Annotated in this window: 16 protein-coding genes and 2 riboswitches; of the genes, 10 read left to right on the top strand and 6 right to left on the bottom strand. The window is 64.1% G+C overall.

The window, feature by feature from the left end; genetic code table 11:
- Window positions 1–111: 111 nt before the first annotated feature.
- The gene (cobN, locus tag DNK59_RS10690; protein ID WP_110723170.1) at window positions 112–3,885 is read right to left on the bottom strand and encodes a cobaltochelatase subunit CobN; all 3,774 of its coding nucleotides are present in this window, start codon (window positions 3,883–3,885) and stop codon (window positions 112–114) included.
- A gap of 3 nt (window positions 3,886–3,888) precedes the next feature.
- Complete coding sequence (gene cobW, locus DNK59_RS10695) at window positions 3,889–4,959, bottom strand: cobalamin biosynthesis protein CobW (RefSeq protein WP_092313686.1); 1,071 nt, start codon at window positions 4,957–4,959, stop codon at window positions 3,889–3,891.
- A gap of 97 nt (window positions 4,960–5,056) precedes the next feature.
- A riboswitch (cobalamin riboswitch) is annotated at window positions 5,057–5,268 on the bottom strand.
- A gap of 73 nt (window positions 5,269–5,341) precedes the next feature.
- Window positions 5,342–5,564, top strand: a riboswitch (cobalamin riboswitch).
- A gap of 96 nt (window positions 5,565–5,660) precedes the next feature.
- Here cobW and DNK59_RS10700 point away from each other — a divergent pair.
- The 4 genes from DNK59_RS10700 to cobM all read left to right on the top strand — a co-directional run bounded on the left by DNK59_RS10700 (window position 5,661) and on the right by cobM (window position 7,802).
- On the top strand, window positions 5,661–5,849 hold the full coding sequence (locus DNK59_RS10700; protein ID WP_060839964.1) for a CbtB-domain containing protein: 189 nt from the start codon (window positions 5,661–5,663) through the stop codon (window positions 5,847–5,849).
- Between the two features lie 11 nt (window positions 5,850–5,860).
- Window positions 5,861–6,562: a CbtA family protein gene (locus DNK59_RS10705; RefSeq protein ID WP_110723171.1), complete on the top strand. Its 702-nt coding sequence runs from the start codon at window positions 5,861–5,863 to the stop codon at window positions 6,560–6,562.
- The gene (locus tag DNK59_RS10710) at window positions 6,559–6,972 is read left to right on the top strand and encodes a cobalamin biosynthesis protein (RefSeq protein ID WP_092313680.1); all 414 of its coding nucleotides are present in this window, start codon (window positions 6,559–6,561) and stop codon (window positions 6,970–6,972) included. Before DNK59_RS10705 ends, DNK59_RS10710 begins: the two co-directional genes overlap by 4 nt.
- Window positions 6,973–7,055: 83 nt before the next feature.
- Entirely contained in the window at window positions 7,056–7,802 is a 747-nt protein-coding gene (cobM, locus tag DNK59_RS10715) for a precorrin-4 C(11)-methyltransferase (protein WP_110723172.1), read from the top strand.
- Window positions 7,803–7,948: 146 nt separating this feature from the next.
- Here the strand turns inward: cobM and nfuA are convergent, their stop codons facing one another.
- Together nfuA and DNK59_RS10725 are read right to left on the bottom strand one after the other, a co-directional pair.
- Window positions 7,949–8,533, bottom strand: coding sequence for a Fe-S biogenesis protein NfuA (gene nfuA / locus DNK59_RS10720; protein WP_110723173.1), 585 nt, complete (start codon window positions 8,531–8,533; stop codon window positions 7,949–7,951).
- A gap of 143 nt (window positions 8,534–8,676) precedes the next feature.
- Complete coding sequence (locus tag DNK59_RS10725; protein WP_110723174.1) at window positions 8,677–10,968, bottom strand: fatty acid cis/trans isomerase; 2,292 nt, start codon at window positions 10,966–10,968, stop codon at window positions 8,677–8,679.
- A 154-nt stretch (window positions 10,969–11,122) separates the two neighbouring features.
- Between DNK59_RS10725 and metH the strand changes: the two genes are divergently transcribed.
- Window positions 11,123–14,833 (top strand): methionine synthase, encoded by a 3,711-nt coding sequence (metH, locus tag DNK59_RS10730; protein ID WP_110723175.1) that lies wholly within the window; start codon window positions 11,123–11,125, stop codon window positions 14,831–14,833.
- A gap of 151 nt (window positions 14,834–14,984) precedes the next feature.
- Complete coding sequence (locus DNK59_RS10735; RefSeq protein WP_060844002.1) at window positions 14,985–15,206, top strand: DUF2970 domain-containing protein; 222 nt, start codon at window positions 14,985–14,987, stop codon at window positions 15,204–15,206.
- A gap of 7 nt (window positions 15,207–15,213) precedes the next feature.
- Here DNK59_RS10735 and DNK59_RS10740 read toward each other — a convergent pair whose 3' ends face one another.
- Entirely contained in the window at window positions 15,214–16,299 is a 1,086-nt protein-coding gene (locus DNK59_RS10740; protein ID WP_110723176.1) for an ABC transporter substrate-binding protein, read from the bottom strand.
- Between the two features lie 503 nt (window positions 16,300–16,802).
- Between DNK59_RS10740 and DNK59_RS10745 the strand changes: the two genes are divergently transcribed.
- Together DNK59_RS10745 and DNK59_RS10750 are read left to right on the top strand one after the other, a co-directional pair.
- Window positions 16,803–18,461 (top strand): nitrite/sulfite reductase, encoded by a 1,659-nt coding sequence (locus DNK59_RS10745; protein ID WP_110723177.1) that lies wholly within the window; start codon window positions 16,803–16,805, stop codon window positions 18,459–18,461.
- On the top strand, window positions 18,445–18,939 hold the full coding sequence (locus DNK59_RS10750; protein WP_092313665.1) for a DUF934 domain-containing protein: 495 nt from the start codon (window positions 18,445–18,447) through the stop codon (window positions 18,937–18,939). Before DNK59_RS10745 ends, DNK59_RS10750 begins: the two co-directional genes overlap by 17 nt.
- Before the next feature lie 103 nt (window positions 18,940–19,042).
- On the opposite strand, the gene sohB is transcribed toward DNK59_RS10750, so the two are convergent.
- On the bottom strand, window positions 19,043–20,077 hold the full coding sequence (gene sohB, locus DNK59_RS10755; RefSeq protein WP_110723178.1) for a protease SohB: 1,035 nt from the start codon (window positions 20,075–20,077) through the stop codon (window positions 19,043–19,045).
- Window positions 20,078–20,280: 203 nt separating this feature from the next.
- Between sohB and DNK59_RS10760 the strand changes: the two genes are divergently transcribed.
- Window positions 20,281–20,991 (top strand): histidine phosphatase family protein, encoded by a 711-nt coding sequence (locus DNK59_RS10760; RefSeq protein ID WP_092313659.1) that lies wholly within the window; start codon window positions 20,281–20,283, stop codon window positions 20,989–20,991.
- 50 nt (window positions 20,992–21,041) lie between these two features.
- On the top strand, window positions 21,042–21,356 hold the full coding sequence (locus DNK59_RS10765) for an SCP2 sterol-binding domain-containing protein (RefSeq protein ID WP_092313656.1): 315 nt from the start codon (window positions 21,042–21,044) through the stop codon (window positions 21,354–21,356).
- The last annotated feature ends 110 nt before the right edge of the window (window positions 21,357–21,466 follow it).

Here is a 21,466-nt window from a genome sequence, read left to right on the forward strand (position 1 = left end):
GGTCGGGGGTGTCCGGGGGGACGCTTTCGCGAGCAAGCTCGCTCCTACAACGGCAATGCCAGCCCTGTAGGATCGAGCTTGCTCGCGATCGAGTGCACAGCACTCGCCGCATCAGGAATCTTCTTCTATATCCAGCAGCAGGTGCTCCAGGGCTTCACGATAATCGCCGGGCTCTTGCCACAAGCCGCGCTGCTGAGCCTCCAGCAGGCGCTCGGTCATGTCGCGCAGGGCGTGGGGATTATGCTGGCGGACGAACTCGCGGGTCGAGTCGTCCAGCAGATAGGCATCGGCCAGCAACGCGTATTGGTGATCGTCGATCAGTTCGGTGGTGGCGTCGAAGGCAAACAGGTTGTCCAGGGTCGCGGCCATTTCGAAGGCGCCCTTGTAGCCGTGCCGCTTGACCCCTTCGATCCACTTCGGATTGGCCGCCCGGGAGCGGATCACCCGGTTCAGCTCTTCCTTGAGGGTGCGGATCTTCGGCAGGTCCGGCTGGCTGTGGTCGCCGTGGTAGCTGGCGGCCTTGGCCCCGCTGAGGCTTTCCACCACCGCCAGCATGCCGCCCTGGAACTGGTAGTAGTCGTTGGAATCGAGCAGGTCGTGCTCGCGGTTGTCCTGGTTCTGCAGCACCGCCTGCACCTGCCCCAGGCGGTTGGCGAACTGCTCGCGGGCGGCGGTGCCTTCATCCTGGCCGCCATAGGCGTAGCCGCCCCAGTTCAGGTAGACCTCGGCCAGGTCTTCGCGGCTCTGCCACAGGCGACCGTCGATGGCGCCCTGGACCCCGGCGCCGTAGGCCCCGGGCTTGGCGCCGAAGATCCGCCAGCCGGCCTGACGGGCCGCGGTGTCCCGATCCAGGCCGGAGGCGATCAAGGCTTCGCGCTCGGCGCGGACCCTGGCCGCCAGCGGGTTCATCTCCTCAGGCTCATCGAGGGCCGCCACCGCTTGCACCGCCGCGTCGAACAGACGGATCAGGTTGGCGAAGGCATCGCGGAAAAAGCCGGACACCCGCAGGGTCACGTCGACCCGCGGCCGGTCCAGCAGGCTCAGGGGCAGGATCTCGAAATCGTCGACCCGCTGGCTGCCGGTGGCCCACACCGGGCGCACGCCCATCAGGGCCATGGCCTGGGCGATGTCGTCGCCGCCGGTGCGCATGGTGGCGGTGCCCCACACCGACAGGCCCAGGTGCAACAGGTGGTCGCCGTGATCCTGCAGGTGGCGTTCGAGGATCAGGTTGGCCGACTGGAAACCGATGCGCCAGGCGGTGGTGGTGGGCAGGTTGCGCACGTCCACCGAATAGAAGTTGCGCCCGGTGGGCAGCACGTCGAGCCGCCCACGGCTGGGCGCGCCGCTGGGCCCGGCGGGGACGAAACGCCCGTTCAGGGCTTCCAGCAGGCCGTGCATCTCCGCCGGGCCGCAAGCGTCCAGGCGTGGCGCGACCACCTCACGCAGGCCGTCGATAATGCTCTGCACTGGCTCCCAGCCGGGTTGGTCCAGCTGCGCCACCGGGCCCCGTAGCGCCGCTTCGATCAACTCGGCGGCATACAGCTCCAGACGCTCGCGCGCATCGCCAGCGGTACGCCACAGCGCATCACTGATCTGCCGTAACGCTTGCGGCCGACGCCCGGTCCAGGGCTCGGCCAGGGCACAGTCCAACGGATCAAAATCCAGGTCGAAGGCCTTGGCCAGGGCCCGCAGCAGGCTGGCGTGAGCGCCCTTGCCATCGCCCCGGGGAATGCGCAGCAAGGCCAGCAGGGTGTCGAGGCGCAAGCGACCCTCGGGGGATTCGCCGAACACGTGCAGGCCATCGCGGATCTGCGATTCCTTGAGATCGCACAGGTAGGTGTCCAGCCGCGGCAGCCAGATGGCGGCGTCGGCGTCGTTGTCGAGGGCACCCTCCAGTTGCAGCTCGCGGTCGATATGGGTTTCGCGCACCAGTTGCAGGATGTCCCGCTGCAGCTCCCGCGCCCGCCGTGGATCCAGCAGTTGGGCTTCGTAGTATTCGTCCGCCAGCAGTTCCAGGTTGCGCAGCGGGCCGTAGGTTTCGGCGCGGGTCAGCGGCGGCATCAGATGGTCGATGATCACCGCCTGGGTACGGCGCTTGGCCTGGGCGCCCTCCCCCGGGTCGTTGACGATGAACGGGTAGATGTTTGGCAGCGGCCCCAGCAGCGCATCCGGCCAGCAGTTCTGCGACAGGCCGACGCCCTTGCCCGGCAGCCATTCCAGGTTGCCGTGCTTGCCGACGTGGATCAGCGCATGGGCGCCGTAGGTCTGGCGCAGCCAGAAGTAGAACGCCAGGTAGCCATGGGGCGGCACCAGGTCCGGGTCGTGGTAGACCGCGCTGGGGTCCACCTGATAACCCCGGGCCGGCTGGATGCCGACGAAGGTCAGGCCAAAGCGCAGGCCGGCGATCATCATCCGCCCGTTGCGGAACATCGGGTCTTGCTGCGGTGCGCCCCAGCGTTGCAGCACCGCTTCGCGATTAGCTGGCGGCAGCGCCTGGAACATCGCCGCGTAGTCGTCCAAGGCCAGGCTTTGCTGGCACGGACGCTGGTCGAGGCTGTCCAGGTCGTTGCTGACCCCACCCAGCAACTGCCGGATCAGCTCGCTGCCGCTGGCGGGCAACTCGGCCGGCAGCGGATAGCCTTCGGCGCGCAGGGCCTTGAGGATATTCAATGCCGCCGCCGGGGTGTCCAGGCCGACGCCGTTGCCGATGCGCCCGTCGCGGGTCGGGTAGTTGGCCAGCACCAGGGCAATGCGCTTGTGGCCGTTGTCCAGGCGCCCCAGCTCGACCCAGCGCCGAGCCAGTTCGGCGACAAAGTCCATGCGCTCGGGCTGGCCGCGGTAGCACACCACGTCCGACTGGCTGCGCTCGCTGCGCCAGGCCAGGTCCTTGAAGCTGATGGGCCGGCTGATGATGCGCCCGTCCAGTTCCGGCAAGGCGATGTGCATGGCCAGGTCCCGCGGGCCCAGGCCCTGCTCGCTGTCGCGCCAGCCGGGCTCGTTATCCTGGGCGCAGATGGCCTGGATTACCGGGATGTTGCGCCGGAACGGCCGCAGGTGCGGGGCTTCGGGGCTGGACTGGGCAAAGCCGGTGGTATTGAGGATCACCCCGGCCGCGGTTGCCTCCAGCCAGTCTTCGACCTGGCTCAGGCAGCCGGCTTCCTTGAGGCTGGCCACGGCGATCGGCAAGGGGTTGAGCCCTGCTGCCTGCAGGCGCTGGCAGAACAGATCGATGAAACCGGTGTTGGCCGCCTGCAGGTGAGAGCGGTAGAACAGCAGCGCCGCCACGGCTTGGCCAGGCTGCCAATCGGCCTGCCAGTCGCTGAGGGCGGCCTGGCTTTTTTGCGGGTGATAGATCGCCGTGCGTGGCAGAGTCTGCGGTTCGCTCCAGGGGTAGTCGCGCCCCAGCAGGCCGCTGGCCAGACAGCGGTAGAAATTCAAGGCATTGTCGCGCCCGCCCTGGCGCAGGAACTGCCACAGGCGGTCGCGCTCGGCGGGCCCCACGGTGCTCAGGTCGCTGAGTTCCGGGTCCGGGCGGTCGTCCCCCGGCACCAGGATCAACTGCACGCCGCGCTGGGACAGCTCCACCAGCCGCTCGACGCCGTAACGCCAGTAGCCGATGCCGCCGTGCAGGGAAATCAGGATCACCTTGGCGTGGCGCAGCACCTGATCCACATACAGGTCGACCGAGGCGTGGTTCTGCACCTGCATCGGGTTGGCCAGGCGAAAGCTCGGGTAATCCTCGGGCAACTGCTCGGCGGCATCGGCCAGCAGCGCCAGGCTGGAGTCGCCGCTGCACAGGATCACCAGCTCGGCGGGGGTTTGTCCAAGGTCGGCAATGTTGTCATCCGAGACGAAACCGCCGGGCTGGGTCCTGAGCAGGTGCATGGCTTACACGCTGAGCGCGGCGCGCAGTTGCGCTTCGAGCTGGGCGGCGTCCAGTTCCTGGCCGATCAGTACCAGGCGCGTGGTGCGGGCTTCATCGGCGCCCCACTTGCGGTCGAAGTGCTTGTCGAAGCGCGTGCCCACGCCCTGGATCAGCAGGCGCATCGGCTTGTTGGGGATCGCGGCAAAGCCCTTGACCCGCAGGATGCCGTGCTTAACCACCAGTTGGGTCAGGGCGTCCAGCAGCAGGCTTTCGTCGGCCTGGGGCAGTTCGATGGAAATGGAATCGAAGGCGTCGTGATCGTGGTCGTCGTGGTCGTCATCGCCGTCGTGGTGATGGTCGTGGTGGCTGTGACGGCTGTCGATGTGTTCCTCGGAACCGGCGCCCAGGCCCAGCAGCACGTCCAGTGGCAGGCGGCCGCTGCTGGCTTCGATGACCTTGACCGCCGGCGGCAGTTCCTCGGCCACTTCCAAGCGTACCTTGGCCAGGTCTGCGGGATCGATCAGGTCGGTCTTGTTGAGGATCACCAGGTCGGCGCTGGACAGCTGGTCGGCGAACAGCTCGTGCAGCGGCGATTCGTGGTCCAGGTTCGGGTCGAGCTTGCGCTGGGCGTCCACTTGCTCGGGGAACGCGGCGAAGGTACCGGCAGCCACGGCCGGGCTGTCGACCACGGTGATCACCGCGTCGACCGTGCAGGCGCTACGGATTTCCGGCCACTGGAAGGCCTGGACCAGGGGCTTGGGCAAGGCCAGGCCGGAGGTTTCGATGAGGATGTGGTCCAGGTCGCCACGGCGCGCCACCAGCTCGCGCATCACCGGGAAGAACTCTTCCTGCACGGTGCAGCACAGGCAGCCGTTGGCCAACTCGTAGACCCGGCCGCTGGCCTCTTCCTCGGTGCAGCCGATGGCGCACTGCTTGAGAATCTCGCCGTCGATGCCCAGCTCGCCGAACTCGTTGACGATCACCGCGATGCGCCGGCCCTGGGCGTTGTCCAGCATGTGCCGCAGCAAGGTGGTCTTACCCGAGCCAAGGAAGCCGGTGACGATGGTGACGGGAAGTTTGGCCAGTGTTTTCATCGGATGCCCCTAGGCAAAGGTGGCGGGCATACGGGACGAGAACCGCAGCGCGAAGGCGCGCGGAGATTTCGCCACCGGATCACCCCGCCCGGTTGTAGTGAGAATCTTCGATCGAGGCAGGTCTCCTGGCTGAGGGCTTGCCGGTACGCGACCGACGCTTGCTGCGCCTTCCCGCCGGCGTCGTCGACGCCCATGCAGTGGCCTTGCAGCAATCCAACCCTTCACAGTTGCGGGGGCAGCCGCGGCATCGACCGCGTTCCCTTCTTAGCTTCGACCGCTGGCCGAAGAACCTCGAACGCGCAAGGCTACGCAGAGCGCGGGGGACGGTCAATCGGCAATGCAGCGCCTGGCGCAATTGACGGCATCACCCCGCCCATGATTTGCTACGCGCCTTGTTACGGGTGCCCTTCACAGGGTGAAACGGGAAACCGGTGAATCACGTGCTTAACTAAAAGGCCGTGACCAGTCCGGTGCTGCCCCCGCAACGGTAAGCGAGCGAAGTGTCAGATCCACTGTGCCCCGGCATGGGAAGGCGACACTTAGCGGCATGGCATCAGCCCTGCACCTCGCGAGCCCGGAGACCGGCCCGCAACACTTACATAACAAACCCGCGGTGGGCGGGCGCTGTTGCAAACCCTGCGTGCTCCTCACGCGGGGTTTTGCTGCGCTCCTCCCCAGCCGACACTCCAAAGGGAAGCGCCATGTCGATCATCAGCAGCACCAGCCATTCCGCCAGCAGCACCTCCACCCTGAGCCAGCGTCTGGTGGCCGCCATCGGCGCGTCGCTGCTGGGCGCCTGCCTGGTGTATTTCGCCGGTTTCTCCCATATCGAAGCGGTGCACAACGCCGCCCACGACACCCGTCACAGCGCCGCCTTCCCTTGCCATTGAGACTTGCCGAGATGATCAAGCGTATTGCGCAAACCGCAGGGTTCACCGGGCTGCTGGCGGCCCTGCTGCTGACCCTGCTGCAAAGCTTGTGGGTCGCTCCGCTGATCCTGCAGGCGGAAACCTATGAACAGGCTCCGGTCGCCGAAGCCCATGAACATGCCTCCGGCGCCATGGCCGCGCACAGCCACGATGCCGAAGCCTGGGAGCCGGAAGACGGCTGGCAGCGCACGCTGTCCACCACCGGCGGCAACCTGGTGGTAGCGGTCGGCTTCGCCCTGATGCTGGCCGGGCTCTACACCCTGCGCGCGCCCAGCCGTGCCTCGCAAGGCCTGCTCTGGGGGCTCGCCGGCTATGCGACCTTCTGCCTGGCGCCCACTCTGGGCCTGCCGCCGGAATTGCCGGGCACTGCAGCCGCCGACCTGGTGCAGCGCCAGGTGTGGTGGATCGGGACTGCCGCGTCCACCGCAGTGGGCATTGCCCTGATCGTGTTCGCCGGCCACTGGCTGCTGAAACTGCTGGGCGTGGCGATTATCGCCGTGCCCCACGTGATCGGCGCGCCCCAACCTGAAGTGCACTCGATGCTGGCGCCAGAAGCGCTGGAAGCACAGTTCAAGATTGCCTCGCAGTTGACCAATGCCGCCTTCTGGCTGGCCCTGGGGCTGATCAGCGCCTGGCTGTTCCGGCGCAAGAACACGGATCTGTACCCGGCATGATCGACATGCGCGCGGCGCCGGCCCTGGTGGTCGGCCTGGGTTGCCGGAAGGGCTGCCCGGTGACCACGCTGCGCGCCCTGCTTGAGCAGGTACTGCAAGCCCACCGCCTGGAGAGCGGGCAACTGCTGGCCCTGGCCAGCATCGACCTGAAGCGCAACGAGCCCGGCCTGCTGCAACTGGCGGATCAACTGGCCCTGCCGCTGACCTGCTTCAGCAGCAGTCAACTGGCGCCATACGCCTCGCGCCTGAGCCACCGCTCGCAGATCGCCTTTGAACGCAGCGGCTGCTACGGCGTTGCCGAAAGCGCCGCCCTGGCCCTGGCCGAACAGTTGCACCCCGGCCCGGCCCGGCTGTTGATCCCCCGCCAGAAATACGCCCAGGCCACCCTGGCATTGGCCGCCAGCCGGTAAACTGGCCGACAATTCCCCGTCGCGAATATGAACATCGTTCATCTGCGACCCTGTTCCCGCCCTTTTTTTCACAGGACACAGCCATGACTGTCTATTTCATCGGTGCCGGCCCCGGCGACCCGGAGCTGATCACCGTCAAGGGCCAGCGCCTGATCCATCGCTGCCCGGTGATCATCTACGCCGGCTCGCTGGTGCCCGCGGCCGTCCTCGAAGGTCACCGTGCGGACCGGGTGATCAACAGTGCCGAACTGCACCTGGAACAGATCATCGAGGCGATCCGCGAGGCCCATGCCCAAGGCCAGGATGTGGCCCGGGTGCACTCCGGGGACCCGAGCCTGTATGGCGCCATCGGCGAACAGATCCGCTGCCTGCGGGAGCTGGGCATTCCCTACGAGATCGTCCCCGGAGTCACCGCCACCGCTGCCTGCGCCGCCCTGCTGGGGGCCGAATTGACCCTGCCGGATGTGTCCCAGAGCGTGATCCTGACCCGCTATGCGGACAAGACCGCCATGCCCGCCGGCGAGGAGTTCGCCAGCCTTGCGGCCCACGGCGCCACCATGGCGATCCACCTGGGGGTCAATCACCTGGAAAAGATCGTCGCCGAGCTGCTGCCCCATTACGGCGCCGACTGCCCGATTGCCGTGGTGCATCGGGCCACCTGGCCGGATCAGGACTGGGCGCTGGGCACCCTGGCGGACATTGCCGAGAAGGTTGCGGCCAAGGGCTTCCGGCGCACGGCGCTGATTCTGGTAGGCCGGGTACTGGCCACGGACGCGTTCAGCGAATCGTCGCTGTACCGCGCCGGGCACGCGCACCTCTATCGCCCCTGACCCCCTTGGTCTCGGCATTGATGCAAGGCTTGCAGGCCCTTTCGCCGGCAAGCCGGCTCCTACGGAGGCTTTTTTTGGGGCGCTGGTTTGCGGGCATAAAAAAACGGCGCTCACGGGGCGCCGTTTTTCATGCCGCAGTGAACGCCTTAGTAGTAGGCGTTTTCTTTCTGCGTGTGGTCGGTGACATCACGTACACCCTTGAGCTCGGGGATGCGCTCGAGCAGGGTGCGCTCGATGCCTTCCTTCAAGGTCACGTCGGCCTGGCCGCAGCCCTGGCAACCACCGCCGAATTGCAGCACGGCGATGCCGTCGTCCACCACGTCGATCAGGCTGACCTGGCCGCCATGGCTGGCCAACCCCGGGTTGATCTCGGTTTGCAGGTAGTAGTTGATGCGCTCGTTGATCGGGCTGTCGGCATTGACCATCGGCACCTTGGCGTTGGGCGCCTTGATGGTCAGTTGGCCGCCCATGCGGTCGGTGGCGTAATCGACCACCGCATCATCGAGGAAACCCTCGCTGAAGGCGTCGATATAGGCGGTGAAGCTCTTCAGGCCCAGGGCCTTGTCTTCGGGTTTCTCTTCGCCCGGCTTGCAATAGGCGATGCAGGTCTCGGCGTACTGAGTCCCTGGCTGGGTGATGAAGATGCGGATGCCAATCCCCGGGGTGTTCTGCCTGGACAGCAGATCAGCCAGATAATCGTGGGCGGCGTCGGTAATGGTTATGGCGCTCATGGTGGTTCCTCGCAGACGTGGGCGCAGTTTACGCCAATCGAAGCCGCCGACAAAGTCCCAGTATTTTTGTCGGGATAGACCTTGGTATAAGGCATCCCCGGGGCCCGCCAGCGGGCGTCCCGAGGACAGATAGTGGCCCTGTATCAGAGGTTTTCGTAACGGTTCATGTCCAGAACCCCGGCCTCCACCGGGTCGGTTTCCTGCAGGTAGCGGGTCTGGTCGTGGAAGTACTGCCAGAACTGCGGGTGGCTGCGACGAATGCCCCAGCGCTCGACGACCTTCTCGAAGCTGGCGGCATCCCGCGCCTCTTGCATGGCCTGGACAAACGCCGGCACCTGCTCGGCCGGAACGTTGAACATGAAGTTCGGGTAGCTGCTGAGAATGCCCGGGAAAATCGTCAGGGTGTCCAGCCCCGGCTGGTAGCGCAGCGATTCGCCGAGCATGAAGGCCACATTACTGTGGGCTCGATTGCGCAGCATGCTGTAGAACTCGCGCTTGCCGCTCGGGGCCTGGACCCGCAGCAACGTCGCCTCGGGCAGTTGCTCGATGACCCTGAGCCCCGCCGCCGGACGCGACGCCAGGCGACTCAGGGCCTGCTCGGCGTCCTGCAGCGCCGGGTCGATGTTCGGGCGCGAACAGTAGGCGCCGTCACAGCGGTTGATCGGATCGGGCTTGGCGTTGAGCTCGCCGTAACGCGCCAGCAACTGGTTGGCGAAGTCTTTTTTCGGGTCCTTGAGGTCGAGCTTCAGCGCGCTGCGCTTGCCGTCGTCGATGGACTCGTAGTCCAGCCACATCTTGAACTTGCCGCTGTTCTGGTACCAATCGTCGAGGAAGTCCTCGCGGGTGCCCGCTGGCATCAGGCGCAGGAAGTTCTGCTCGGCGCCGTTGCGGATCAGGTCGAAGTACAGCCGGGTCTGGGCCTGGTGGGAAACGTTGCCGAACACATCGAAATTCACCGCCAACTGATAGTAGGTGCGCTCCAGCAACGGGTAGTCGAACAGCCACATCGTTTGCGGCACTTCGCCGATCAGGCCCTTGGTCACCGAGGCGCTGTCGAAGTGGCGGAAGATGCTCAGCAGCGCGTTGTCGTTGCCGGCCCACAGGCTGGACCAGCTGGGCGCCGGGGCCTCGGCATAAAAGTCGCGGCGCAGGGCTTCGTATTCGTTGCGCTTGTCGCGATAGGCCAGCCACAGGCTGAGCACGCTGCCGACATCGTCGTTCTGCCCGGGCATCGCCAGCAGCGGCGTGGCCTGGCCGCGATAGGCCGGGTCGGTGATGTACAGGTCGTGTTCCGGGGCCTGGAACAGCGCCCAGAAGTTGTCGCGAATCACATCCGTGGCGATCTGCCCGCGACACACCGGGCCGCGAATGAAGGTGCGCACGAAGTATTCGGCGTTATCCAGCATGAACTGGTAGCGGGCCTTGGCCGGAATCGCCTCGAAAGTCTCGAACGGGTTGGCCCGGCGCGCCGGCCCGTAGCCGGGCAAGGCGTTGACCTGCCAGTCGCCGCTGTAGAACAGGGTCTTGACCCGGGCCATCTTCGCCGCGCTCAGCGGGTAGGTGATGTGAGTCTTGTGCACGATCACCCCCTGCACCGGCCACAGGCGGTAATACACCTGGGTGCCCGGATCGTCGTTGGGGCGCCGGGTGTTGATCAGGTCGATGGGCTGGCCGCTGGGGGTACGCGAGCGCACCCACTGGAAGAAGTGCCCCGGCTCGCCGCCTTCGAAATAGATATGGGCGAGGAACCAGTGCTCGTAGAGCCAGCGCGCCACCAGGCTTTCACGGGCACCGGGGGCGTTGAGCAGGTTTTCCCACTGGGCCACTTGCAGGCTTTCCCGGGCACTGGGAACCAGGCCCTGCTCGTCGATTGGTGCGCCGGAGGCCAGCCAGCGTTGCAGGGTCTGGTATTGCTGGTCGCTGAGACCGGTGACGGCCAGGGGCATGCCTTCCTTGGGATGAGCACCGGCATAGGCGTCGAATTCACCCGGCTGCGGGCACATGTTCTCGCGGCTCAGGCCCAGCACGATGTCACTGGGCAGCTTGGCATTGGGCTGCAATGGCGTGCGGTGGCCGAGTTCGAGCATGCGCGCCATCAGCGCCGCCTGGCTGCCCTGGGCATCGAGCACCGAATAGAAGCCCTGGCGCTGCCAGGCCGCCTTGCCGCTGGCGTCATAGAACAGCCGCGTGGGCGCCTGGGCGTTGCTGCGCTCGCCGTCGTACACCGGGATCTTCGACGCGCCGCGGCTCGCGCCTTCGCCGCTGCCCAGATTGAGCTGACAAGCGGAGTCGTAGCAGGCATGACAGGCCACGCACTTCTCGGTAAAGATCGGCTGGATGTCGCGGGTATAGGAAATGGCCGGCGCCGGACCCTGGGCCATGCACAATGAACTGAGCAGCAGCAAAGCGCTGGCAACGACAAAACGGTACGGCATGTCCCTGATCCCGAAAGTAAAAAACGCCGCGATTCTACCGATGTCGCCCGACCACCAACATGAGCGATATTCATGCAAAACCCGCACATGCCGCAAAACCATGCAGGTTTGCTATGATCCTCGCCCTTCGTAATGGCCCTACCAGGTAGTTCTCATGTCTGATCGCAGTGCTCGCCTCCACGCTCTCCAGCAAGCCCTCAAAGAGCGCATTCTGATTCTTGATGGCGGCATGGGCACCATGATCCAGAGCTACAAGCTCGAGGAGCAGGACTACCGCGGCAAGCGCTTCGCCGACTGGCCCAGCGACGTCAAGGGCAACAACGACTTGCTGGTGCTGACCCGCCCCGACGTGATCGGCGCCATCGAAAAAGCTTACCTGGATGCCGGTGCCGACATTCTCGAAACCAACACCTTCAACGCCACCCAAGTGTCCCAGGCCGACTACGGCATGGAGCAACTGGTCTACGAACTGAACGTAGAAGGCGCCCGCCTGGCGCGCAAGGTGGCGGATGCGAAAACCCTCGAGACTCCGGACAAGCCGCGCTTCGTCGCCGGCGTCCTGGGCCCGACCAGCCGCACCTGCTCACTGTCGCCGGACGTCAACAACCCCGGCTACCGCAACGTCACCTTCGATGAACTGGTGGAAAACTACACCGAGGCCACCAAGGGCCTGATCGAAGGCGGTGCCGACCTGATCCTGATCGAGACCATCTTCGACACCTTGAACGCCAAGGCGGCGATCTTCGCCGTGCAGGGCGTGTTCGAGGAGTTGGGCTTGGAGCTGCCGATCATGATCTCCGGGACCATCACCGATGCCTCCGGCCGGACCCTGTCGGGCCAGACCACCGAAGCCTTCTGGAACTCCGTGGCCCACGCCAAGCCGATTTCGGTGGGCCTGAACTGCGCCCTGGGCGCCAGCGAGCTGCGCCCGTACCTGGAAGAACTGTCGAACAAGGCCAGCACCCATGTCTCGGCGCACCCCAACGCCGGCCTGCCCAACGAATTCGGCGAATACGACGAACTGCCGGAGCAAACCGCCAAGGTCATCGAAGAGTTCGCCCAGAGCGGTTTCCTCAATATCGTCGGTGGCTGCTGCGGCACCACCCCGGGGCACATCGGCGCCATCGCCAAAGCCGTGGCCGGCTACGCCCCGCGGCAGATCCCGGACATTCCCAAGGCTTGCCGTCTGTCGGGCCTGGAGCCCTTCACCATCGATCGCAACTCGCTGTTCGTGAACGTCGGTGAACGCACCAACATCACCGGCTCGGCGAAATTCGCCCGGCTGATCCGCGAGGACAACTACACCGAAGCCCTGGAAGTGGCCCTGCAGCAGGTGGAAGCCGGCGCCCAGGTGATCGACATCAACATGGATGAGGGGATGCTGGATTCGAAGAAGGCCATGGTCACCTTCCTCAATCTGATCGCCGGCGAGCCGGACATCTCCCGCGTACCGATCATGATCGACTCCTCCAAGTGGGAAGTGATCGAAGCCGGCCTCAAGTGCATCCAGGGCAAGGGCATCGTCAACTCCATCAGCATGAAGGAAGGCGTGGAGCAGTTCATTCACCACGCCAAGCTGTGCAAGCGCTACGGCGCCGCCGTGGTGGTGATGGCCTTCGACGAAGTCGGCCAGGCCGACACCGAGGCGCGCAAGAAGGAAATCTGCAAGCGCTCCTACGACATCCTGGTCAATGAAGTGGGCTTCCCGCCGGAAGACATCATCTTCGACCCAAACATCTTCGCCGTGGCCACCGGCATCGAGGAACACAACAACTACGCGGTGGACTTCATCAACGCCTGCGCCTACATCCGCGACGAGCTGCCCTATGCCCTGAGCTCCGGCGGCGTGTCCAACGTGTCGTTCTCGTTCCGTGGCAACAACCCGGTGCGCGAGGCGATCCACTCGGTGTTCCTGCTGTATGCGATCCGCAACGGCCTGACCATGGGCATCGTCAACGCCGGCCAGCTGGAGATCTACGACCAGATCCCGCAGCAGTTGCGTGACGCCGTGGAAGACGTGGTGCTCAACCGCACGCCAAACGGCACCGACGCGCTGCTGGCCATCGCCGACCAGTTCAAGGGCGACGGCAGCGTCAAGGAAGCGGAAACCGAGGAATGGCGCAGTTGGGACGTCAACAAGCGCCTGGAACACGCCCTGGTCAAGGGCATCACCACCCACATCGTCGAAGACACCGAGGAGTCGCGCCAAAGCTTCAGCCGCCCGATCGAAGTCATCGAGGGCCCGCTGATGTCCGGCATGAACGTGGTCGGCGACCTGTTCGGCGCCGGCAAGATGTTCCTGCCCCAGGTGGTGAAATCCGCCCGGGTGATGAAGCAGGCAGTGGCCCACCTGATCCCGTTCATCGAGCTGGAAAAAGGCGACAAGCCGGAAGCCAAGGGCAAGATCCTCATGGCCACGGTCAAGGGCGACGTGCACGACATTGGCAAGAACATCGTCGGCGTGGTCCTGGGCTGTAACGGCTACGACATCGTCGACCTCGGGGTGATGGTGCCGGCGGAGAAGATCCTCCAGGTGGCCAAGGAACAGCAGTGCGACATCATCGGTCTGTCCGGGCTGATCACTCCGTCCCTGGACGAGATGGTCCACGTCGCCCGCGAGATGCAGCGCCAGGATTTCCACCTGCCGCTGATGATCGGTGGCGCCACCACCTCCAAGGCCCACACCGCGGTGAAGATCGAGCCCAAGTACAGCAATGACGCGGTGGTCTACGTCACCGACGCCTCCCGCGCGGTGGGCGTGGCCACCCAGTTGCTGTCCAAGGAGCTCAAGGCCGGCTTCGTGCAGAAGACCCGCGAGGAATACGTCGAAGTGCGCGAGCGCACCGCCAACCGCAGCGCCCGTACCGAGCGCCTGAGCTACGCCGCGGCCATCGCCAAGAAGCCGCAGTTCGACTGGGCCGGCTACCAGCCGGTCAAGCCGACCTTCACCGGCGCCCGGGTGCTGGACAACATCGACCTCAAGGTACTGGCCGAATACATCGACTGGACGCCGTTCTTCATCTCCTGGGACCTGGCCGGCAAGTTCCCGCGCATCCTTGAAGACGAAGTGGTGGGTGAAGCCGCCACCGCGCTGTACAAGGACGCCCGGGAGATGCTCGACAAGCTGATCAACGAGAAGCTGATCAGTGCCCGGGCGGTGTTCGGCTTCTGGCCGGCCAACCAGGTGCAGGACGACGACCTGGAAGTCTACGGCGACGACGGCCAGCCCCTGGCCCGCCTGCATCACCTGCGCCAGCAGATCATCAAGACCGACGGCAAGCCGAACTTCTCCCTGGCCGACTTCGTCGCGCCCAAGGACAGCGGCATCACCGATTACGTGGGCGGCTTCATCACCACCGCCGGGATCGGCGCCGAGGAAGTGGCCAAGGCCTATCAGGACGCCGGCGACGACTACAACTCGATCATGGTCAAGGCCCTGGCCGACCGCCTGGCCGAGGCCTGCGCCGAATGGCTGCACCAGCAGGTGCGCAAGGATTACTGGGGCTACGCCAAGGACGAGCAACTGGACAACGAGGCGCTGATCAAGGAGCAGTACAGCGGCATCCGCCCTGCCCCGGGCTACCCGGCCTGCCCGGATCACACCGAGAAGAGCACGCTGTTTGCCCTGCTCGACCCCGAGGCCAGCGAAGGCCGCGCCGGCCGCAGCGGCGTGTTCCTGACCGAGCACTTCGCCATGTTCCCGGCGGCGGCGGTCAGCGGCTGGTACTTCGCCCACCCGCAGGCGCAGTATTTTGCCGTGGGCAAGGTCGACAAGGATCAGGTGCAGAGCTACACCGAGCGCAAGGGCCAGGACCTGGCGGTCAGCGAACGCTGGCTGGCGCCGAACCTGGGCTACGACAACTGACCCAGATGCGGTAGGGCCGGATTGTCGGCGAAGGCGTGGTTGAGGCGTCTTCGCTGGCAAGCCAGCTCCTACGAGCCAGTTCCCACACACGCCCGCCATCACCGACGGCATTGTCTATGCTCTGTTGACACCCCACCGTGTCGAGGGATTTATGGACGATCCAAGCAACGACCACCAGCCCCCAACCTTCCTGCAGATGCTGCAAAGCGTGCTGGCCGCGGCCTTTGGCGTGCAAAGCGGGAAAAACCGCGCCCGCGACTTCAGCCACGGCAAGCCCAGTCACTTCATCGTGCTGGGCATTGTCTTCACTGCCCTGTTCGTCCTGGTGCTGTTGGGCATCGCCAATCTGGCGATGCATCTGGCTGGGGTATGAAACCCGGTCAGCGCAGCAACAGCTGCAAACCGAAGGGATAGCGATAGCCGTCTGGTTTGCCTTGGGCGGACAACCCGTGAAAGTCGACACGGGCCCCGGCCTGATCGCCAAGGCGCAAGAGCTGCTGGGCTTGAGCACGGGTCAATGACTGGAACAGCGGCAATTGCCAGTCGGGCCCTCCCAGACGCCGGGGATCGAGCCCCAGCGCATCGTCATGCAGGGCCACCAGAGCCCAGCCACCGATGGTGAAATGCCCGGCCATGAGTACCGACAGCTGCCCGTCGATCAATGCCCGCAAGGCTTCGGGTGAACTATTTAGCCCGCTGAACAGCAGGTCGCCCCCTGGCTTGCGGCCCAACTCCCGGGCAGCCTGCATGGCCCCCAGAGCCATCTCATCGTTGGCCGACCAGACCAGTTGCGTCTGCGGATAGCGCTGCAGCAGTTGACGCGCCTGTTCGTGCGCCCGCTGCCGGTTCCACTCGCCATACACCATTTGCCGCAGGCGCACCTGAGGATGCTCCTCCAGGGCCCGACGCAGCCCTTGTTCGCGCAACTGCGCCGCCGGCGTGACTTTCACCCCGGAGAACGCCAGCAAGTCGATGCTCTGCCCCTCAGGCACAGGGCCGTGCTTGAGCAGCAGCTCGTTGAGCATCCGATAGCCGGCCTCTTCGTCGTTGCCCACCATGCTGCCGATCCAATCGGAATAACTGCTGCGACTCTGGTTGATCAAGGCCCGCTGATCTTCGGTCAGCGGACTGTTGACGATAAACAGCTTGACCCCGGTGCCCTGAGACATGCGCAGGATCTGCGGCGCGACATACTGCTCGTTGACCAGCATCAGGTAATCGGGCTTTTGCGCCCGCTGAAACAGCTCGCGGGCCTGATCGAGAGAGTTCTGGGGATTGCGTTCGCCATAGAGAATCTGCAGGTCCATGCCCAGGTCCCGGGCGGCGGCCTGCATGAATTGCGAATAGCTGACCCAGAAGGTTTCGGTTGAATTGCCAGGATTGAGAAACACCACGGATGTCGCCTGAGCCACCGCCCAGAACGGCAGACTCAGAAACAGCAAGCACTTGAACAGAACCTTGAACATTACGAGAAGAGCCCCAGAATTATCCCAGGCAGTATAACTGGCAAAGTACTGGCCAACGGCGGCAAATTGTCATGATTGTCCGACAATTCGGGCTCCTGGTTCGGACTCGACTACTGGTGACTGACCCAAAACACGGCCGTACCCACGACCAGTATGATCAGAAAGAGAATGGCCCAAGCATCAACACTACTGTCACTTTTCCTTGTTTTGGTTGGATGGCTCATAGCATCGCCTCTAGTAGATTTTGTCGGTGACTGCTCAAAGACACGTCCACAGTTAAGCTCAGGATTGCCCCTACCACAAATGGGGTTACTGCATCCTCCCTACCGTTAGTCGTTTTGGTTCTTTTCATATACTCAAACATCACTTTTGCGCATAACCACAAACTGGTATCGTTCGCCGGCTCCGAAGGGAGTGCGCGGCCGTGCGCGCAGATTTGCTTACATGGGTGGCGTTGAGCGTGTGCGCTGGTGTGCCACCTGTAGCCTGAGAACTGGACCTATATGTACGTATACGACGAGTACGATCAGCGGATCATCGAGGACCGCGTCAAGCAGTTCCGTGATCAGACCCGACGCTATCTGGCAGGCGAGCTGAGCGAAGAAGAATTCCGCCCCCTGCGTCTGCAGAATGGCCTCTATATCCAACGTTTTGCCCCGATGCTGCGAGTCGCCGTGCCCTACGGCCAACTGACCTCGCGCCAAGCGCGGATGATGGCCAAGATCGCCCGCGACTACGACAAGGGCTACGCGCACATCAGCACCCGGCAGAACGTGCAGTTCAACTGGCCGGCCCTGGAAGACGTGCCGGACATCCTCGCCGAGCTGGCCACCGTGCAAATGCATGCCATCCAGACCAGCGGCAACTGCCTGCGCAACGTCACCACCGACCAGTTCGCCGGTGTTGCCGCCGATGAGCTGATCGATCCGCGCCCCTGGTGCGAGATCGTCCGTCAGTGGACCACCTTCCACCCCGAATTCGCCTACCTGCCGCGCAAGTTCAAGATCGCCATCAACGGCTCGACTTCCGACCGCGCGGCCATCGAAGTCCACGATATCGGCCTGGAGCCGGTGTACAACGCCGCCGGCGAGCTGGGCTTCCGGGTCCTGGTGGGTGGTGGCCTGGGCCGCACCCCGGTGGTTGGCGCCTTCATCAACGAGTTCCTGCCGTGGCAGGACCTGCTGAGCTACCTCGACGCCATCCTGCGGGTCTACAACCGCTATGGCCGTCGCGATAACAAGTACAAGGCGCGAATCAAGATCCTGGTCAAGGCCCTGACCCCTGAAGTATTCGCCGAGAAAGTCGAGGCGGAAATGGTCCACCTGCGTGGCGGCCAGACCACCCTCACCGAAGCCGAAGTCCATCGTGTGGCCAAGCACTTCATCGATCCGGACTACAAGGCCCTGAGCAACCAGGACGCCGAACTGGCGGCCCTGGACAAGGAGCACCCGGGCTTTGCCCGCTGGCGCGCGCGCAACACCCTGGCCCACAAGAAGCCGGGCTACGTTGCCGTGACCCTGTCGCTCAAACCTACCGGCGTAGCGCCGGGGGATGTCACCGACAAGCAGTTCGACGCCATCGCCGATCTGGCCGACCGTTACAGCTTCGGCCAGTTGCGCACCTCCCATGAACAGAACGTGATTCTCGCCGACGTCGAGCAGAGCCAGCTGTTCACCCTGTGGGGCGAGCTGCGTGAAAACGGTTTCGCCACGCCGAACATCGGCCTGTTGACCGACATCATCTGCTGCCCGGGTGGTGACTTCTGCTCCCTGGCCAACGCCAAGTCGATCCCGATCGCCGAATCCATCCAGCGCCGTTTCGACGACCTGGACTACCTGTTCGACATCGGCGAGCTGGACCTGAACATCTCCGGTTGCATGAACGCCTGTGGTCACCACCACGTCGGCCACATCGGCATCCTCGGGGTGGACAAGAAAGGCGAGGAGTTCTACCAGGTGTCCCTGGGGGGCAGCGCCAGCCGCGACGCCAGCCTGGGCAAGATCCTCGGCCCGTCCTTCGCCCAGGACGACATGCCCGACGTGATCTCGAAGCTGATCGACGTGTACGTGGAACAACGTACCGAAGACGAGCGCTTCATCGACACCTATCAACGTATTGGCATCGACCTCTTCAAGGAGCGCGTCTATGCAGCGAATCATTAAGAACAACGAAGTCATCGACGAGACTTGGCACCTGCTGCCCAAGGACGCGACCCTGGACGGCATCTCCAACTGCGATGACCTGATCGTGCCGCTGGCCCTGTGGCGCGACCACGCCCACGCCCTCAAGGCTCGCGACGGCGGTCTGGGCGTATGGCTGGATGCAGACGAAGAAGCCGAGGAAATCGGTGGCGACGTCGAGCATTTCCAGGTCATCGCCCTGAACTTCCCGGCCTTCACCGATGGCCGCAACTACTCCAACGCCCGCCTGCTGCGTGACCGTTATGGCTACAAAGGCGAGCTGCGGGCCATTGGCGACGTATTGCGCGACCAACTGTTCTACCTGCACCGCTGCGGCTTCGACGCCTACGCGCTGCGGGCCGACAAGGACCCTTACGAGGCCCTGGAAAGCCTCAAGGACTTCTCGGTGACCTACCAGGCCGCCACCGACGAACCGCTGCCGCTGTTCCGTCGCCGCTAAAGCCTGGCGCCAACAAAAAGCCCTGAACCGGGAAACCGCTTCAGGGCTTTTTTGTATCCGCCTCTCCCACCACCTGTAGGAGCCGGCGCCTGCAACGCGGGGGTTACCAGAAGCGCTGCTGAGTCAGGCGGCTCCACCAGGTCAGCAGCACGCGGTCGATGGAACCGCTGGCCGCCAGGCCTACACGCTCCTGCAGACTCTTGCGCTCGGCATAGTGCAGGTGGAACACCTCGGCATTCTTGGCTTTATCCGCCAGGTACTCATCACTGGTCTGCAACTCGTCCACCAGCAGCTTTTCCTGGGCTGCCACGCCCAGCCAGACTTCACCGGTGGCCACTTCATCAATGGCCAGTTGCGGGCGATAGCGGGACACGAAGTTCTTGAACAGTTGATGGGTCACGTCCAGATCTTCCTGGAACTTCTCCCGGCCCTTCTCGGTGTTCTCGCCAAACACCGTCAGGGTGCGCTTGTACTCGCCGGCGGTGAGCACTTCAAAATCGATGTCGTGCTTCTTCAGCAGACGATTGACGTTGGGCAACTGAGCCACCACGCCGATGGAACCGAGGATGGCGAACGGCGCGCTGATGATCTTCTCGCCGATGCACGCCATCATGTAGCCGCCACTGGCCGCCACCTTGTCGATACACACCGTCAGCGGCACCCCGGCCTGGCGAATACGTGCCAGTTGCGACGAAGCCAGGCCATAGCTGTGCACCATGCCACCACCACTTTCCAGGCGCAGCACCACTTCATCCTTGGGCGTGGCCAGGCTCAGCAAGGCGGTGATCTCGTGGCGCAGGCCTTCGGTAGCCGAAGCCTTGATATCGCCATTGAAGTCCAGCACGAACACCCGGGACTTGGCTTCGGCCGGTTGTTTCTTCTGCTTTTTCTGGCTCTTTTCGGTCTTGCTCTGGGCCTTGCGCAGGGCCTTGAGCTGATCCTTGTCCAACAGGCTCTGCTCCAGACGCTCGCGCAGGTCCTTGTAGAAATCATTCAGCTTGCTGACCTGCAACTGCCCGGCGCCCTTGCGGCGCCCCTTGCCACGCAGGGCAACGGCAGTGACCAGCACCACCAGAATGGCAACCACCAGGGTCACGGTCTTGGCCAGGAAACTGGCGTATTCGGTGAAAAACTCCACAGGGACTCCTCAAACATGAACCGCTGCCAACCCGCAGCGCAATGGGCTCAAGCATACCGGCGCGACCTGCCGGCCACCAGTCGCGAAACCTCGTGTTACGAGGCTCCAACAAGCATTTCAAACAAGCGTATGTTTTTTCATTGACAGCTCACCGGCATCCTCATAACCTCGCAAAACTTTCAACGTACCGGGACGACACGGACGTGGGCAGCATCTATTTGATTCGACATGGCCAAGCCTCATTCGGTGCAGACGACTACGACGTGTTGTCCGCCACCGGCGTGCGCCAGGCTGCGGTGCTCGGCGAGCATCTGGCTGCGTTGGGCATCAGCTTCGATCGCTGCCTGTCCGGCGACCTGCGGCGCCAGCAGCACACTGCGCGCACCGCCATGGAACAGATGAGCGCCGCCGGTGTTGACCTGCCGTCTCTGGAAATCGATGCCGCCTTCAACGAGTTCGACGCCGACGCCATTATCCGCGCCCTGCTACCGAACCTGCTGCCCCAGGAACCCGAAGCGCTGAATATCCTGCGCAATGCCGCGCAGAACCGCGCCGAGTTCCAACGCATCTTCGCCCTGATCATCCAGCGCTGGCTGGCCGGCACTTACGATCCTCCCGGGCTGGAAAGCTGGCTGGGCTTCGTCGAGCGGGTCCAGGGCGGTCTGCAGCGGATTCTCGAAGCAGCGGACAACCAGCACAAGATCGCCGTGTTCACTTCCGGCGGCACCATTACCGCCCTGCTCCACCTGATCACCCGGATACCTGCCCAGCAGGCGTTCGAACTGAATTGGCAAATCGTCAACACCTCGCTCAACCAGCTGAAGTTCCGCGGGCGCGAGGTGTCTTTGGCTTCCTTCAACGGTCATACCCATCTGCAACTGTTGAAGGCTCCGGAGCTCATCACTTTCCGCTGAGCCCGGCTTACTGTGACCCTTGCTGTAACCACCCATAAAAGGATCGAACCATGACCTCCGTAGCTGACGCCGTACAAGCCATGCAAGCCAAGTTCAACCCAGCTGCCGCTGCCGGCCTGGACCTGGTTTTCGGTTTCCGCATCGATGAATCCAAGCATTTCTCGCTGGTCGTCAAGGACAGCACCTGTGAACTCAAGGAAGGCGAAAACCCTGACGCGCAAGTCACTCTGGTAATGGACGGTGAAACCCTGGACGGCATCGTCAGCGGCGAAACCGACGGCATGCAAGCCTTCATGGGCGGCAAACTGCGCGCCGAAGGCGACATGATGCTGGCCATGAAACTGAGCGAGCTGTTCCCAGCCTAAGACCGCATCAGACCTGGCTGCCCGCGAATCCCGCCCCTGTGGCGGGATTCGTCGTTTCTGGGCCACGCAACGCCTCTAACTCGCCTGTTTGCCCTGGATCAATACTACTG

The sequence above is a fragment of the Pseudomonas sp. TKO26 genome, from assembly GCF_003225665.1.
Classification (GTDB): domain Bacteria; phylum Pseudomonadota; class Gammaproteobacteria; order Pseudomonadales; family Pseudomonadaceae; genus Aquipseudomonas; species Aquipseudomonas saponiphila.